This is a genomic window from Polaribacter sp. (assembly GCF_039939415.1).
Lineage (GTDB): Bacteria > Bacteroidota > Bacteroidia > Flavobacteriales > Flavobacteriaceae > Polaribacter.
The window spans coordinates 15566-31413 of sequence record NZ_JBDVJE010000064.1 but is presented as its reverse complement, the minus strand read 5'-3'; the positions used below and the strand labels follow the sequence as shown (position 1 = coordinate 31413).

Sequence of the window (15848 nt, the reverse complement as noted above, 5' to 3'; positions counted from 1 at the left end):
TAAAGTTTTTTCAATAAAAATAGTTACTTTTGAAATTCTAAAAAACACACTATTATGGCAAATATCACTTTAAAAGGAAACACAATAAACACAATAGGTAACTTACCAGAAACAGGCACACAAGCACCTGAATTTAAACTAACTGCAGTAGATTTATCTCAAAAAAGTTTATCTGATTTTATAGGTAAAAAAATTATTTTAAATATTTTTCCGAGTGTTGATACAGGAACTTGTGCAACATCTGTTAGAGAATTTAACAAAAAAGCTGCTAATTTAGAAAATACTGTAGTTTTATGTATTTCTAAAGATTTACCATTTGCACAAGCTCGTTTTTGTGGTGCAGAAGGTATAGATAATGTTGTAATGCTTTCTGATTTTGCTGATGGAAATTTTGGTAATTCTTATGCATTAGAAATTGCAAACGGACCACTAGCCCACTTACATTCTAGAGCTATAGTTATTATAGATGAAAATGGTAATGTTGTTTATACAGAACAAGTTTCTGAAATTGTTGATGAACCAAATTATAAAGAAGCTTTAAACGCAATTTAAAACATGAAGAATCCTAATGATAGTTTTTTAAGAGGAAGACTTCGTAGTTTTAAATTTGCTTTGAGAGGTATGTGGCTTTTAATGACTACTGAAGATAGTATAAAAGCACAATTTTTTATTGCGATTATTGCTACTATTTTAGGCTTTTATTTTAATATTTCTAATATAGAATGGATGTTTCAGTTTTTAGCAATTGGTATTGTTTTAGTAGCAGAAGCTTTAAATACTGCTGTAGAAAAAGTTGCAGACTTTATACATCCAGAATATCATGAAAAAATAGGATTCATTAAAGATATTGCTGCAGGTGCTCCTAGTTTTGCAGCATTTACATCATTAATTATTGCCGGTTTTATATACATCCCTAAAATAAATTTATTATTTTAGGTAAATATGTATATTTACTTTTAAAATCTCTAAAATCATTAATGGCTAAAAGAAAAATAAGCACAAAAACTAATTTAAAAAACTCGGAAAATAAACCGAGTATTTTTGCTTTTCTTAAAACAAGACAAGCAAAAACAATTTTAGGAACTTTCTTACTTTTATTTTCTGTTTTTCTATGTATTGCTTTCATTTCCTTTTTCTTTAATTGGCAAGAAGACCAAAGCTCAATTACAAAATTAACAGATAAAACCATTAGAAGTAAAAATTTATTAGGTAAAATTGGCGCAAATTTAAGTCACTTTTTTATATATAAAAGTTTTGGTATTGCTGCTTTTATAATTGCTTTTCAAGTATTTTTAACAGGCTATTCTATCTTATTAAAAAAGAAATTTTCTAAAATTATTATTTCTTGGAACTGGGGAATAATTGCAATGTTATGGATTTCTATTTCTATGGGATTTATAAATAAGAATTATGCATACACTTCTGGAATCATAGGCTTTGAAATAAATGAATATTTACAAGCCTTTATAGGAAAAACAGGTTTAGTCATTCTTTTAAGTTTCTTTTTAATTACTTACATTGTTTTAAGATATAAAGTAACTTTTGATAAATATATAGAGAACTTAAAAATAAAAAGAGAAGTAAGAAAAGCAAAAGAATTAGAAAAAACTGAGTCTAATTCTATAAATAAATCTTCTGAATATATTGAAAAATTAGAGAAAAAAACCAACGATACTATACCTTTAAAAACAGATAAAAAAGAAAAGTCTGGTGTAGAACTTTCTTTAGAAAACTTAAAACCTACAATTTCTAAACATTCAGATGTTTCTGCTAAAAAAGAAGAAATTACACTTAAGGTTGAAAAAGATTTAGAACCTGTTTTAAAAGCTGAAATAGCTAAAGATGAAGAAAAAGAAGTAGAAATTGATGTAGAAGAAACTAAAGAAGAAGAACATTCTACAGAAAATTTATCTAATCAATTGGTAAAAGATTTTGGAGAATTTGACCCAACATTAGAGTTAGGTAACTTTAAATTTCCAACTTTTAACCTTCTTAAACAATACAATGAGTCTATATCAATAGACCCTGTAGAATTAGAAGCAAATAAAGATCGAATTGTAGAAACTTTAAAGAACTACAAAATTGGTATTGCAGAAATTAAAGCTACAGTTGGTCCTACAATTACTTTATATGAAATTGTTCCAGAAGCAGGAATTAGAATTTCTAAAATTAAAAATTTAGAAGATGATATTGCACTTTCTTTATCTGCTTTAGGTATAAGAATTATTGCTCCAATACCAGGTAAAGGAACTATTGGTATAGAAGTACCAAATAAAAAATCTACCATAGTTTCTATGCATTCTGTTATTTCATCTAAGAAATTTCAAGAATCTACAATGGAACTTCCTATTGCTTTAGGTAAAACAATTTCTAATGAAACTTTTGTTGTAGATTTAGCTAAAATGCCTCACCTATTAATGGCTGGTGCAACAGGACAAGGAAAATCTGTGGGTTTAAATGCTGTTTTAACATCACTCTTATATAAAAAACATCCTGCAGAAGTTAAATTTATTTTAGTAGATCCAAAGAAAGTAGAATTAACTTTATTTAATAAAATAGAACGACATTATTTAGCGAAATTGCCAGATTCTGAAGATGCCATTATAACTGATACAACAAAAGTTGTACATACGTTAAATTCTTTATGTATAGAAATGGATCAACGTTACGATTTACTTAAAAATGCAATGGTTCGTAATATTAAAGAATACAATGCTAAATTTAAACAACGTAAATTAAACCCTAATGATGGACATCAATTTTTACCATACATTGTTTTAGTTATTGATGAGTTTGCCGATTTAATTATGACTGCTGGTAAAGAAGTAGAAACACCAATTGCACGTTTAGCACAATTAGCCAGAGCAATAGGTATACATTTAATTGTAGCAACACAAAGACCTTCTGTAAATGTAATTACAGGTATTATTAAAGCAAATTTTCCTGCAAGAATTGCATTTAGAGTAACTTCTAAAATAGATTCTAGAACCATTTTAGATGCTGGTGGTGCAGACCAATTAATTGGTAGAGGAGATATGCTTTATACTGCTGGTAATGATATCAACAGAATTCAATGCGCCTTTGTAGATACGCCAGAAGTAGAAAAAATTACAGATTTTATTGGTTCTCAAAGAGCCTATGCAGAAGCACATATGTTACCAGAATATGTAGATGATGAAAATGGCACAAGTATTGATATAGATATTGCAGATAGAGACAAACTCTTTAAAGAAGCTGCAGAAATTATAGTTACAGCTCAACAAGGTTCTGCTTCCCTACTACAAAGAAAATTAAAATTAGGTTACAATAGAGCTGGAAGATTAATAGATCAATTAGAAGCTGCTGGCATTGTAGGTGGCTTTGAAGGCAGTAAAGCAAGACAAGTATTGGTAGCAGATTTTATTGCACTAGAACAATTATTAGAAAACGAAAAGAAATAATAGAAATGAAAAAAATAGCAGTTTTATTTTTAAGTATATTTTTAACAACATTAACTTTTGCTCAAAATTCAGAAAAAGCAAAAACCCTTTTAGATGAAGTTTCAACAAAAATGGGAGCATATGAAAATATGGCTATTAGTTTTAGCCAAACATTAAGTAATGAAGATGCTGGTATTATGGAAGGTGATGAACCACCAATTAGAGGTAAAATTACCTTACAAGGAGAAAAATACAGTTTAAATTATTTAGGGAATAATTTTATTTTTGATGGAAAAAAACTATATGTTATCAATAATGATGAAAAAGAAATAAATATTACTGATGGAGATATGGGAGAAGATGATGGTTTTATCTATCCATCAAAATTATTAACGTTCTACAAAGAAGGATATAATTTTGAAATGGGCGTTATAAAAAACATCAATGGAAGAAAAATTCAATTGGTTACTTTAAATCCTATTGACAGTAATTCAGACATCATTAAAGTAGAACTAGCTATAGATGCTAAAACAAAACACATATATAAGCTTATACAAACAGGTTCTAATGGCTCTAAAACTACTTTTACAATTACAGAATTTAAAAGTAATCAAGCCTTATCTAGCAGCTATTTTTCTTTTGATGAAGCTAAATACAAAATGCTTAATTTTACTATAGACTAACTTTTTTTCAATTAACACAAAATTAGTAGCTTCTTTAACATTAAGAAACTATTTTTGCCAAGATGAAAATTTTAGATAGATACATCTTAAAAACATTTTTAGTTCCTTTTGTAGCTACATTTCTAATTGTGCTTTTTGTTTTGGTAATGCAAGTTTTATGGCAAACCTTCGAAAACATAGCTGGTAAAGGTATTAGTTTACCTTTTATCTTAAAGTTTTTATACTACACAACCTTAATTATTACACCACAAGCATTACCAATTGGAGTACTATTATCTTCTATAATGGCATTAGGTAATTTGGGTGAAAACTACGAATTTGCTGCAGCAAAATCTGCAGGTATATCTTTACAACGTTTAGTAAGACCTTTGGTTTTCTTAACCATGCTTTTAAGTGGTATCAATTTTTTGTTTTTAAATAATATTTATCCATATGCTGTTCTAAAACAAAAAAATTTATACTTAAATATAAAAAAGAAAAAACCAGCAATGGCTTTGGTTCCTGGTAGTTTTAATAGTGATATTCCTGGATATCAAATTAAATTTGATGAAAAATATGGAGAAGAAGAAAATTTATTAAAAAAAGTTTTAATCTATGATTTATCAGGAAACAAAGGAAATCAAAAGGTAATTACCGCAGAAAGAGGTAAAATTATTTCTGAAGAAGGAAGCAGGTACATGACCTTTATTTTATATGATGGATATTATTATGAAGAACATGTAAAATCTGCCAAAACAACTTTAAAAAAGAAAAAAATGGCAGCTTCTAATGCCACTTTTAAAGAATATGAATTTAACATAGATATTTCTGAGGTTTCAGGAGAAAAAGGTTTAACAGAAGAAAAACACACTAAAAACTTCATGATGTTAAGTTTAAACCAATTAGGAGACACTATACCTAGCTTAAAAGAAAACTATGATGAAGTTTTATTGTTAAAATCTAAAAACTTACTAGCTACAGTTTCTCAAAAAGATTTGTATGAATATCCAGACTCTTTAAAAACAAAAGATATAAACCCAGCTATTTTAGAAAACTTCGAATTAAAAGAAAAGGTTAGTATTCTTAATACAGCTTCAACAAAAATAGGTAGAGCACAAAGTTCGTTAAGAAACAATCTAACATCCATAAAATGGAAAAGAAAAAATCTAAATTTTTTTGATACAGAATACTATAACAGAATTGCCTTCTCATTATCATGTTTAATACTCTTTTTTATTGGAGCGCCTTTAGGTTCTATTATTAGAAAAGGTGGTTTTGGTTTACCAATGATACTTGCAATAGCAATTTATGTTACCTATTTTTTTAGCAATACATTTGGTAAAAACTTAGCAGAAGAAAGTTCTATTACATCCTTTTTAGGGTCTTGGATAGCAGCAATTATAATGGTTCCTATTGGTATTTTATTAACTAGAAGAGCCACAAAAGATAAAGGAATTTTTAATATAAATGTAATTACACAACCAATTTCTAATTTCTTTAAAAAAATATTTTCAAAAAAAGAAGCATAATTAAATATGACAGCTCAAAAAACAAAAACAAACACACAATTAAATTCTATTTCTGAAGCGATTGAAGATATAAGAAATGGTAAAATTATTATTGTTGTTGATGATGAGAATAGAGAAAATGAAGGAGATTTTTTAGCTGCTGCAGAAAAAGTTACTCCAGAAATGATAAATTTTATGGCTACTCATGGTAGAGGATTAATTTGTGCACCTTTAACAGAAACTCGTTGTAAAGAGTTAGAGTTAGGAATGATGGTAAACAACAACACAGATCCTATGGAAACTGCTTTTACTGTTTCTGTAGATTTACGTGGAAAAGGAGTTACAACCGGAATTTCTGCTTCAGACAGAGCTTTAACAATTAAAGCTTTAATAGAAAAAAACACAAAACCTTTTGACTTAGCAAGACCAGGTCATATTTTTCCTTTAAAAGCAAAAGAAGGTGGTGTTTTAAGAAGAACTGGCCATACAGAAGCTGCTATAGATTTTGCAAGATTAGCTGGTTTACAACCTGCTGGTGTTATTGTAGAAATTATGAATGAAAATGGAACAATGGCACGTTTACCACAACTTTTAGAGGTAGCTAAAAAGTTTGATATTAAAATTGTTTCTATTGAAGATTTAGTTGCTTATAGAATGGAACATGATTCTTTAATTGAAATAAAAGAAGATTTTGATATAAAAACAAGATTTGGCGATTTTAGATTAAGAGCCTACCAACAAACAACAAATAACCAAGTACATATTGCTTTAACAAAAGGTGCTTGGTCTAAAGATGAATCTATATTAACTAGAGTTAATTCTACTTTAGTAAACAACGATATTTTAGGAACATTAACAAATGATGCTGATAAAAAATTAGATAAAATGTTTCAAGTGATTAATGAGGAAGGAAAAGGAGCTATTATTTTTGTGAATCAACAAAATCAATCTCAAAACTTATTGAGTAGATTATCTGTTTTAAAAGAAAACCAAGCAAATGGAAACATTAAAGCTCCTGATATTAAAATGGATAATAAAGATTTTGGAATTGGAGCTCAAATTTTACATGATTTAAACATCAGGAAATTAAAACTAATTACAAATACACAACAATCTAAACGTGTTGGTATGATTGGTTACGGTTTAGAAATTGTAGATTATGTAAATTATTAATTATGATTTGGGTAGCGTTTTTAATTTCAGTTTTCTTTTTTGTAAAATATTTAAATAAAACAAAATCGAGAGATTCTCGAAAAATAAAAAGTGGTTATTTTAAACGTAAATTTTAAATTTTTACTTCTACTCCACTTTCTAATTCAATTGGTTTTTTATTTTGCTGAAACAAACGTGCTGTTAAACTACCTTGTAACATTATTATATTGTTATTTACTTCAAGCCAACTTCCTTCACGTAAACCCAAAACAGGAGTTTCATTAAAAACATGAAACTCTTTTATACGTGTTTCTCGTGTTTCCCCCATATGAGTAGAACCTTCAATAGGATCTAAGTAATGGGCATTAATGTTAAATGGAATTGCTGATAAAGTTTTAAAACTTGGTGGATAAACAATAGGCATATCATTCGTATTTTTCATGTTTACACCACAAATATTACTTCCTGCACTTGTACCTAAATATGGAATTTCGTTTTCTAAAACTTCCTTTAAAATACTTAAAACATTATTTTTATATAATTGATTTACTAGTTCAAAAGTATTTCCTCCTCCAGTAAAAATAGCTGATGCATTTTTAATTGCTTCAATAGGGTTTTCAAATTCATGAATTCCTTTTACATCAATATTAATCGTAGAAAAAGCATTTTTTGCAATAGAAGTATATTCATCATAAGAAATTCCACTTGGTCTTGCATAAGGAATAAACAGTAACTCTTTAATACCTTTAAAATGAATTTTTAAAGTAGGCAATAAATAAGTTAAATATTTAGTTCCATGAATAGTAGATGTACTTGCAATAATCATTTTTTTCATATACCAAAAGTAGTAATTTTATAAATATTTTTTTTTGTATTTTTGATTAAAACGCAAACTATGAAAACAAAAATTTTATTACTATTAGCAGTTGTTACTTTTTTAACAGCTTGTGAAACAAATGACAATGCAAATATTGATATTACAAGTGCAGATTTAATTGGAACTTGGAATTTAACACAACAATCTATTGATGATGGTAGTATGACCATTACGAGTGAAGGACAAACACAAACAGTCACCTATTCTGCTCTAGCAAAAGATCTAGATATTACATACACTTTTTCAGTAAACCCTAATGAATTAAATTTAAATGGATCTTATACTTTAGTTGCTACCGCAAATTTTTTGGGGCAATCTGAAACTGAAGAACAAGAAATTAATACAAGCTTATTTCCTATAAAACCTGTTGCATGGTCTTTAAACGGAAATGCATTAACGTTTACAGAAGAAAATGATTTCCCTGCAGTTTTAAATGTGGTTGAATTTTCTGAAAATTACTTAAAACTAGTAGGAGAAATAAATGAAACAGAAACTGACGGAGGAGAATCTTACAATATAAAAGCAACAATTACTTTTGTTTTAGAAAAGTAAAATGATAAGTAAATCTTAATAAAAAGGCATCATTTTTAATGATGCCTTTTTATTTTAACACAAGTTTACAATTCTATTAATACAGTTTTAAGAAGCACTTCTATTTACTTTGTATTAATGAAAAAAAACATTATTCTATTTACTTTTATACTATGTTCTATAACTATAAATGCTCAAAAAAAGAACATTTATGTTATTGGTAAAACAACTGTTGGTAAAACTTCTATAAAAGATGTTCATGTTATAAATAAGAACACAAAATTTGGAACAATTACAAATGATGAAGGTGAATTTGAAATTCCAGTAAAATTAGGAGATAGCTTGTTTTTTTCTCATTTAAATTTAAAAGACAAAATAGTTATTATTACAGATAAAATTATTACAGATAAAGCTTTAAAGGTAATTTTAGAAGAAAAAACCATCGTTTTAAATGAAATGGTTTTAGAAAAACAACGCAGTATTTTTTATCAAGACCCAGAAATAACAACATATAATGGTCCTATTGTTTCTGCCAAAACATTAAACTTACCGTTTGCAAATACAATTGTAAAAGAAGATAAATCTATTATTAAAATTCGCTCTGGTGGTGTTATTAGCTTAGACAATCTAATAAATAGTTTAAATGGTAATAATAAAAGATTAAAACAATTAAAAAAAATGTCTGAAGAAGACGTACAACTAGAAAAAATTAGAAAGCATTTTACCGACGATTTTTTTGTAACAGACTTAAAAATTAAAAAAGAATATATTAATCAATTTTTAAATGACTGTATTGATAAAAATATTATTAATATCTTTAAAAGAGATGAAAAAATAAAATTATCAAAATTATTAATGGATGAGAGTAAATTGTATCCTAAAAAAATAGTTAACGAAGATTTATATTTATCTAATCATTAAAAAGACTGAATGGCAAAAAAACTACTCCAACTCTTTTTATTGCTTTTCATTAGTATTTCTTTATCACAAGAAAAGGGAACCTTAATTACTGGACAAATTGTAGATTCTTTAGGTATTGTTAAGAACGCAAACATCATCAACTTAAAAACAAACCAGGGTACATTTTCATCAGACAATGGAAATTTTCAAATTTATGTTTCTATAGGAGATTCTCTGCAAATATCATCTATTCAACACATTACAAGAAAAATAACTGTTTCTAAAAATAGAATAAAAAATAAATCACTAAAAATTAAACTAGAACAAAACACGTATGTTTTAGAAGAATTTGAATTAAAAAAAAATCATTTAAGCGGCATATTAGGAGTAGATGTTAACACAGTTCCTACAAATAAAAAAGATTCATTATTAAGAAATGTAATGGATTTTTCTAACGTAGATTTTACACAAAAAGATTATAGAATAGATGAAAAAAATCGATTAGAAGCTGGAGTTGTAAAAACAGTTTCTAACTCTTATGAAGGTCTAAAAATTGGATTTGGAACTTTATTCCGTTCTAAAAAATCAAAAAAAAATAAAGCATTACTCAAAAAATTAATAGAACAAGAAGTTATACCAGAAAAAATATTGACTGAATTAGGTGAAGATTACTTTTTTAAAACATTAAAAATTCCTGTTGAAAACTACTCTCATTTTATAGAGTATTGTAATCCTTATATTCTTGAAAAACTTTATAAAGAAAATAAAATATTAGAGCTCATAACAATATTAAAAAAAGAAAGTACAGGATATTTAAAAATCATAAAAACAAAGTAATTTATGGAAAAAAAACTACTTCAATTCTTTTTATTATTTTTCACAGGTATTTCTTTATCACAAGAAAAAGGAACGTTGATTACTGGACAAATTATAGATTCTTTGGATATTGTAAAAAATGCCAACATCATTAATTTAAATACTAAACAAGGTACATTTTCTTCAGATGAAGGTATCTTTAGAATGTTTGTTTCTATTAATGATACACTCCAAATTTCATCAATACAGCATGTCAGCAAAAAAATTAAAATCACTAAAAAAATTATAGAAAATAAATTTTTTAAAATTGAATTAAAATCAAATACTTATGTTTTAGATGAATTTGAATTAAAAAGACACAATTTAACAGGTAGATTAGGTATCGATTTAAAAGAGGTACCAACTAACAGAAAAGATTCAATTTTAAGAGAGGTCATGGATTTTTCTAAGGTGAATATGAAAATTGTAGAAGGAGATGATTATATCGATAAAAGAGTAAGACCTCAAATTGTAAACACTATCTCTAATTCTTTTGTTGGAGCTGGAGCAAGTGTTTCTATGCCTTTTAAACATTCTGAGCGTTTATGGGCTTTACGTAAAAAATTAGCTCGTAAAAAAGCATTTCCTTATAAAATATTATCAGAGCTTGGTGAAAAGTTTTTCTTCGAAAAATTAAAAATACCAGTAGATAGGTATTTCCATTTTTTAGAATATTGCAATCCTTTAGATGTAGAAAGATTACATAAAGAAAATAAAATATTGGAAATTATAAAAATACTACAGAAAGAAAGTATAACTTATTTAGAAATCATAAAAAATGAGTAATTTGGCGCAATAATTGTTTTAATCTTTATATGAAATTTAAAAAAGCTTATTTATTATTATTAATCATTCCTCTTCTCTCCTTCTCTGCTCATAAATATTACTTAAGTTTAACGCAAATAGAATACAGAAGCGAATTAAACTCTGTACAAATAACAATTAATGTTTTTATGGATGATATAGAAGAAGCTTTAAACAAAGACAATTCTATAGATTTAATGTTACATACCAAAAAAGAGCTTCCTAATAACGATGTATATTTTATTAAATATTTAAAAGAAAAACTTCATTTTAAAATTGATGGTGTAACAAAATATTTTAATTATATTGGTAAAGAGTATGATGATGATTTAGTGTATTTCTATTTAGAAATTGAAGATATTAAACAATTAAAATCTATAGAAATCAAAAATACGATTCTTATTAATCATTTTCCAGAACAACAAAATTTAATCAAATCTAAAGTAGATAAAAAGCATAAAACTATCTTATTAGATGCAAAAAATGATAAAGGTTTGTTAATATTTTAACTCTTTTTAACTTTTTCAACTACTTATCCGTAATTTGTAGGCTAATTCAAATACCTACAAATGAAAAAATTTACACTGCAATTTTTAACTCTATTTTTTGTTGTTGCATCTGCTTTTTCTCAAGAAAAAAGAACTACGCAACAAGGGCATACCAACCAAAACAAATTTAGGCAACTTAAAGATCAACTAGCAACACCTAATAGTCAGCATACAGCTTCTGGAGCTCCAGGTGTAAATTATACCCAACAAAAGGTTGATTATGTGATGGACATTGTTTTAGATGATGAAAATCAAAAAATAACTGGTAAAGAAACAATTGTATATCACAATAACTCTAAAGATGAGTTAACATATTTATGGGTTCAGTTAGACCAAAATATGAGAGCAAAAGATTCTAAAACACCAGATATTAGTACTAGTAAAGTGCCTAAAAAATTAGATAAAAGATGGTTAAAAAGAGTTTTACCAGATAATTCTTTTGATGGTGGATTTAAAATTACAAGTGTTACAAACACAGATGGCAGTAATTTATCTCATACCATAAACCAAACAATGATGCGTATTAACTTACCACAACCTCTTGCTTCTGGCGAAACTTTTTCTTTTAAAATAGCTTGGTGGTACAATATTAATAACCACAGAACACAAGGTGGTAGATCTGGTTACGAGCATTTTACAGAAAACGGAAATAATAATTATGTTATTGCCCAGTTTTTTCCAAGATTGTGTGTTTATGATAATGTAGAAGGTTGGCAAAATGACCAATTCTGGGGAAGAAGTGAATTCGCCTTAGAATTTGGAGATTACACAGTAAACATTACTACTCCAGATGATCATATGTTAGGCGCAACTGGTGTATTACAAAACGAGAAAGAAGTTTTAACTAAAAAAGAATCTAAAAGATTAGCAAGTGCTAGAACTACTTTTGATAAACCTGTAATTATTCGTACACAAAAAGAAGCAACAAAAATAGAAAAGAATAAATCTACAAAAACTAAAACCTGGAAATTTGTAGCAAAAAATGTTAGAGATTATGCATTTGCTACTTCAAGAAAATTTATTTGGGATGCTCAAGCTGTAGATATTAATGGTAGAACAGTTATGGCGTATTCTTTATACTCTAAAGAAGCAAACCCTTTATATGGAGATCATTCTACAAGATCAGTTGTTCAAACTTTAAAAACATATTCTAAATATACATTTGATTATCCTTACCACAAAGCAATTTCTGTTGATGGACAAATGGGAATGGAATATCCACAAATTTGTTTCAATCCTGGAAGACCTGATTTAGAAGATGGTGGTTATTCAGACAGACAGAAATACAGAACAATTGGAGTAACTATTCATGAAGTTGGACATAACTTTTTTCCTATGATTGTAAATTCTGATGAAAGACAATGGACTTGGATGGATGAAGGTTTAAACTCTTATGTACAAATGTTAGCAATGATGGAATATGAAGAAGACTACCCTTTACGTAGAGGTTTACCTAAAAATATTGTAAAATATATGGCAGGAGATCAATCTAAAATTGCACCTATTATGTCTAAAGGAGATAATGTATATAGTTTTGGTAACAATGCATATGGTAAACCAGCAACAGCATTATGGATTTTAAGAGAAACTATTATGGGAAAAGAATTATTTGACCATGCATTTAGAACATATTCTCAAAGATGGATGTTTAAACATCCAACACCTGCAGATTTCTTTAGAACAATGGAAGATGCATCTGGTATAGATTTAGATTGGTTTTGGAGAGGGTGGTTTTACACTACAGATGTAACTGATATAGGTATTAAAAGTGTAAAAAAGTTTTCTATGAAAGAAAATGAAAATGATGTAGAATTTATAGAAGATACTTCTAAAGGTTTAGGTTTTTCTAAAAAACACAAGAAATATCACTACGAAATTACTTATAATAAACCTGGTGGATTGGTTATGCCAATTATTGTAGAATTTACTTACAAAGATGGTTCTAAAGAAAGAAAAACATATCCTGCTCAAATTTGGAGATATAATGATAAAGAAATATCTAAAATATTTTCTTCTACTAAAGAAATATCTAGCATAACTATTGATCCAGATTTAGAAACTGCAGATGTAGATACTTCTAATAACAGTTGGCCAAAACAACAAAAAAATGAATTTGAGAAATTTAAAAACAAAGTAAAAGGTTAAGTCTTTACAATAATTTTAAAAAAGCAATATCTCTTGATATTGCTTTTTTTTATTCATTCTTTTCAGATTTTTGATAAAGGTTTGTTAAAATTTTAACATCCTTTAACTTATTAATATAGTATTCACTAATTTTATCGATAATTAACTCAAATCTATTCAAATGAAAAAAATATTTTTATTAGTATTCTCTCTATTCTTTGTTGTAACAGCAAATTTAGCTCAAGAAAAAAAGAAAGAAAAGAAAGTACAACAAGGTCATATTGATCAAAATAAGTTTAGACAGCTAAAAGATGTTTTGGCAACACCTAATGATCAACATACAGCTTCTGGTGCTCCAGGAAGTCAATATAGTCAACAAAAAGTTGATTATGTAATGGACATTCGTTTAGAAGAAAGCACTAATAAAATTTATGGTGATGAAACCATTACTTATCATAATAACTCTAAAGATGTATTAGAATATTTATGGGTACAGTTAGACCAAAATATGAGAGCAGATGACTCTAAAACTCCTTTAGCTAAATCTACAGGAGCTTCTGCATTTATTACACCAGAAAAGTTTCAAAGCACTTACATGAAAGAAAGTAAAGGTTTTGGATTTAAGATTGAAAAAGTAGAAACTAATGGTAAACCATTGTCTCACTTTATCAACAGAACAATGATGCGTATTAATTTACCTCAACCATTAGCTTCTGGAGGTACTTTTACTTTTAGAATTAAATGGAATTATAAAATAAACGACATTAATAAAGATGGAGGGCGTTCTGGTTTAGAATCTTTTCCTGATGGAAACAACAACTATACAATTGCTCAATTCTTTCCAAGATTAGCAGTTTATAACAATGTAGAAGGATGGCAAAACATGCAATTCTGGGGACGTTCTGAATTTGCTTTAGAATTTGGAGATTATGAAGTAAACTTAACTGTACCTGCAGATCATATTGTAGACGCTACAGGTGTATTACAAAACGAAAAAAATGTTTTATCTAAAACACAACGTAAACGTTGGGAAAAAGCTAGAAAAACTTTTGACAACCCTGTAATGATTGTTACACAAGCTGAAGCTGAAAAAGCTGAAAAAGGACGTTCTACAAAAACTAAAACTTGGAAATTTAAGGCTCAAAAAGTTAGAGATTTTGCTTTTGCAACATCAAGAAAATATATTTGGGATGCAATGGCTACTAACGTAAATGGTAAAACTATTATGGCTGTTTCTTTATACCCTAAAGAAGGTAACCCTTTATGGGAAGAACATTCTACAAGAGCAGTTGCCCATACTTTAATTGAATATTCTAAACTTACGTTTGATTACCCTTACCCAAAAGCAATTTCTGTACACTCAGAAAGACAAGGAATGGAATACCCAATGATTTGTTTCAATTTTGGTCGTCCAAATCCTGATGGAACCTATTCTGATAGAACTAAAAAAGGAATGTTAGGTGTAATTATTCATGAAGTAGGACACAACTTTTTTCCTATGATTGTAAATTCTGATGAAAGACAATGGACTTGGATGGATGAAGGTTTAAATTCATTTGTAGAAATTTTAGCAGAATTTACTTATGACAAACCATTATTTGACAAAAACCCTGCTAAAAATATTACAAGATATATGAGTGGAGACCAAAGTAACATCTCTCCTATTATGTCTCAAGGAGATTATGTAAAGCAATTTGGTCCAAATGCCTATACTAAACCAGCTGCTGGGTTATATATTTTAAGACAAACTATTATGGGGCCAGAGTTATTTGACCATGCATTTAGAACGTATTCTAAACGTTGGATGTTTAAACACCCAACACCTGCTGATTTCTTTAGATCTATGGAAGATGCTTCTGGTATGGATTTAGATTGGTTTTGGAGAGGATGGTTTTACACAACTGATGTAAATGACATTGGAATTAAAGAAGTTAAACCATTATATTTAACTGATAAACCTAGTGAAAGAGTTGCTAAATTAAAAGAACAATACAAGCAGTATTTTGATGGTTTAGGAGATTTAGTTTACATTACTGATAAAAAAGAAGATGCAAACCCAAAAGCAATGGATAAATATGCAGAAGGTAAAGAAATTCCTACTTACATTTATTCTGTTGAGTTTGAAAAACCAGGAGGTTTAATTATGCCTTTAATTGTAGAATTAACGTATGCAGATGGTTCTACAGAAAAGCAAACTTTTCCTGCACAAATCTGGATGAAAAACGACAATTCTGTAAAAAGAGTTTTTGCTTCTACTAAAGAAATTACAAGTATAAAAGTAGATCCAGATATGGAAACTGCAGACGTAGATACTTCTAATAATAGCTGGCCAAAGAAAGAAACTAAGAAATTTGACAAGTTTAAAAATAAAGTAAAAGGATAGACAATTTTTAGTTAATTTGTTTTTAAAAAGTCTCACATTTATGTGAGGCTTTTTTATTTTAGAATCTACCAAAAACAATTTTTAA

At 27.8% G+C, this 15848-nt stretch carries 14 protein-coding genes; 13 read left to right on the top strand and 1 reads right to left on the bottom strand.

Annotation, left to right across the window (positions count from 1 at the left end; translation table 11 throughout):
* Positions 1-54 precede the first annotated feature (54 nt).
* The 6 genes from tpx to ribB all read left to right on the top strand — a co-directional run bounded on the left by tpx (position 55) and on the right by ribB (position 6762).
* Positions 55-552, top strand: coding sequence for a thiol peroxidase (gene tpx, locus ABJG40_RS10480; RefSeq protein WP_348024527.1), 498 nt, complete (start codon positions 55-57; stop codon positions 550-552).
* A 3-nt stretch (positions 553-555) separates the two neighbouring features.
* Positions 556-936: a diacylglycerol kinase family protein gene (locus ABJG40_RS10475; RefSeq protein ID WP_348024526.1), complete on the top strand. Its 381-nt coding sequence runs from the start codon at positions 556-558 to the stop codon at positions 934-936.
* A 41-nt stretch (positions 937-977) separates the two neighbouring features.
* Positions 978-3440 (top strand): DNA translocase FtsK 4TM domain-containing protein, encoded by a 2463-nt coding sequence (locus tag ABJG40_RS10470; protein WP_348024525.1) that lies wholly within the window; start codon positions 978-980, stop codon positions 3438-3440.
* A 5-nt stretch (positions 3441-3445) separates the two neighbouring features.
* Entirely contained in the window at positions 3446-4102 is a 657-nt protein-coding gene (locus tag ABJG40_RS10465; protein WP_348024524.1) for an outer membrane lipoprotein carrier protein LolA, read from the top strand.
* Between the two features lie 62 nt (positions 4103-4164).
* A complete protein-coding gene (locus tag ABJG40_RS10460) occupies positions 4165-5610 on the top strand; it encodes an LptF/LptG family permease (RefSeq protein WP_348024523.1) in 1446 nt (481 codons plus the stop codon).
* Positions 5611-5616: 6 nt separating this feature from the next.
* Entirely contained in the window at positions 5617-6762 is a 1146-nt protein-coding gene (gene ribB / locus ABJG40_RS10455; protein WP_348024522.1) for a 3,4-dihydroxy-2-butanone-4-phosphate synthase, read from the top strand.
* A gap of 112 nt (positions 6763-6874) precedes the next feature.
* On the opposite strand, the gene pepE is transcribed toward ribB, so the two are convergent.
* The gene (gene pepE / locus ABJG40_RS10450; RefSeq protein ID WP_348024521.1) at positions 6875-7576 is read right to left on the bottom strand and encodes a dipeptidase PepE; all 702 of its coding nucleotides are present in this window, start codon (positions 7574-7576) and stop codon (positions 6875-6877) included.
* A gap of 60 nt (positions 7577-7636) precedes the next feature.
* On the opposite strand from pepE, the gene ABJG40_RS10445 reads away from it, so the two are divergent.
* The 7 genes from ABJG40_RS10445 (at position 7637) to ABJG40_RS10415 (ending at position 15763) form a co-directional block, all read left to right on the top strand.
* Positions 7637-8170, top strand: a complete 534-nt coding sequence (locus ABJG40_RS10445) for a lipocalin family protein (RefSeq protein WP_348024520.1) — start codon at positions 7637-7639, stop codon at positions 8168-8170.
* Between the two features lie 117 nt (positions 8171-8287).
* Positions 8288-9070: a hypothetical protein gene (locus ABJG40_RS10440; RefSeq protein WP_348024519.1), complete on the top strand. Its 783-nt coding sequence runs from the start codon at positions 8288-8290 to the stop codon at positions 9068-9070.
* A gap of 9 nt (positions 9071-9079) precedes the next feature.
* Positions 9080-9886 (top strand): carboxypeptidase-like regulatory domain-containing protein, encoded by an 807-nt coding sequence (locus tag ABJG40_RS10435; RefSeq protein WP_348024518.1) that lies wholly within the window; start codon positions 9080-9082, stop codon positions 9884-9886.
* Positions 9887-9889: 3 nt separating this feature from the next.
* A complete protein-coding gene (locus tag ABJG40_RS10430) occupies positions 9890-10690 on the top strand; it encodes a hypothetical protein (protein ID WP_348024517.1) in 801 nt (266 codons plus the stop codon).
* Between the two features lie 29 nt (positions 10691-10719).
* Positions 10720-11217 carry a DUF6702 family protein gene (locus ABJG40_RS10425; protein WP_348024516.1) on the top strand — a complete coding sequence of 166 codons (498 nt, stop codon included), beginning with the start codon at positions 10720-10722 and terminating at the stop codon, positions 11215-11217.
* A gap of 60 nt (positions 11218-11277) precedes the next feature.
* The gene (locus ABJG40_RS10420; RefSeq protein ID WP_348024515.1) at positions 11278-13401 is read left to right on the top strand and encodes a M1 family metallopeptidase; all 2124 of its coding nucleotides are present in this window, start codon (positions 11278-11280) and stop codon (positions 13399-13401) included.
* A gap of 160 nt (positions 13402-13561) precedes the next feature.
* Entirely contained in the window at positions 13562-15763 is a 2202-nt protein-coding gene (locus ABJG40_RS10415; protein WP_348024514.1) for a M1 family metallopeptidase, read from the top strand.
* Positions 15764-15848 lie beyond the last annotated feature (85 nt).

Excerpts from the sequence above, each read along its gene's own strand:
- tpx (WP_348024527.1), top strand. The coding sequence starts at position 55 with ATGGCAAATATCACTTTAAAAGGAAACACAATAAACACAATAGGTAAC.
- ABJG40_RS10475 (WP_348024526.1), top strand. The coding sequence starts at position 556 with ATGAAGAATCCTAATGATAGTTTTTTAAGAGGAAGACTTCGTAGTTTT.
- ABJG40_RS10470 (WP_348024525.1), top strand. The coding sequence starts at position 978 with ATGGCTAAAAGAAAAATAAGCACAAAAACTAATTTAAAAAACTCGGAA.
- ABJG40_RS10465 (WP_348024524.1), top strand. The coding sequence starts at position 3,446 with ATGAAAAAAATAGCAGTTTTATTTTTAAGTATATTTTTAACAACATTA.
- ABJG40_RS10460 (WP_348024523.1), top strand. The coding sequence starts at position 4,165 with ATGAAAATTTTAGATAGATACATCTTAAAAACATTTTTAGTTCCTTTT.
- ribB (WP_348024522.1), top strand. The coding sequence starts at position 5,617 with ATGACAGCTCAAAAAACAAAAACAAACACACAATTAAATTCTATTTCT.
- pepE (WP_348024521.1), bottom strand. The coding sequence starts at position 7,576 with ATGAAAAAAATGATTATTGCAAGTACATCTACTATTCATGGAACTAAA.
- ABJG40_RS10445 (WP_348024520.1), top strand. The coding sequence starts at position 7,637 with ATGAAAACAAAAATTTTATTACTATTAGCAGTTGTTACTTTTTTAACA.
- ABJG40_RS10440 (WP_348024519.1), top strand. The coding sequence starts at position 8,288 with ATGAAAAAAAACATTATTCTATTTACTTTTATACTATGTTCTATAACT.
- ABJG40_RS10435 (WP_348024518.1), top strand. The coding sequence starts at position 9,080 with ATGGCAAAAAAACTACTCCAACTCTTTTTATTGCTTTTCATTAGTATT.
- ABJG40_RS10430 (WP_348024517.1), top strand. The coding sequence starts at position 9,890 with ATGGAAAAAAAACTACTTCAATTCTTTTTATTATTTTTCACAGGTATT.
- ABJG40_RS10425 (WP_348024516.1), top strand. The coding sequence starts at position 10,720 with ATGAAATTTAAAAAAGCTTATTTATTATTATTAATCATTCCTCTTCTC.
- ABJG40_RS10420 (WP_348024515.1), top strand. The coding sequence starts at position 11,278 with ATGAAAAAATTTACACTGCAATTTTTAACTCTATTTTTTGTTGTTGCA.
- ABJG40_RS10415 (WP_348024514.1), top strand. The coding sequence starts at position 13,562 with ATGAAAAAAATATTTTTATTAGTATTCTCTCTATTCTTTGTTGTAACA.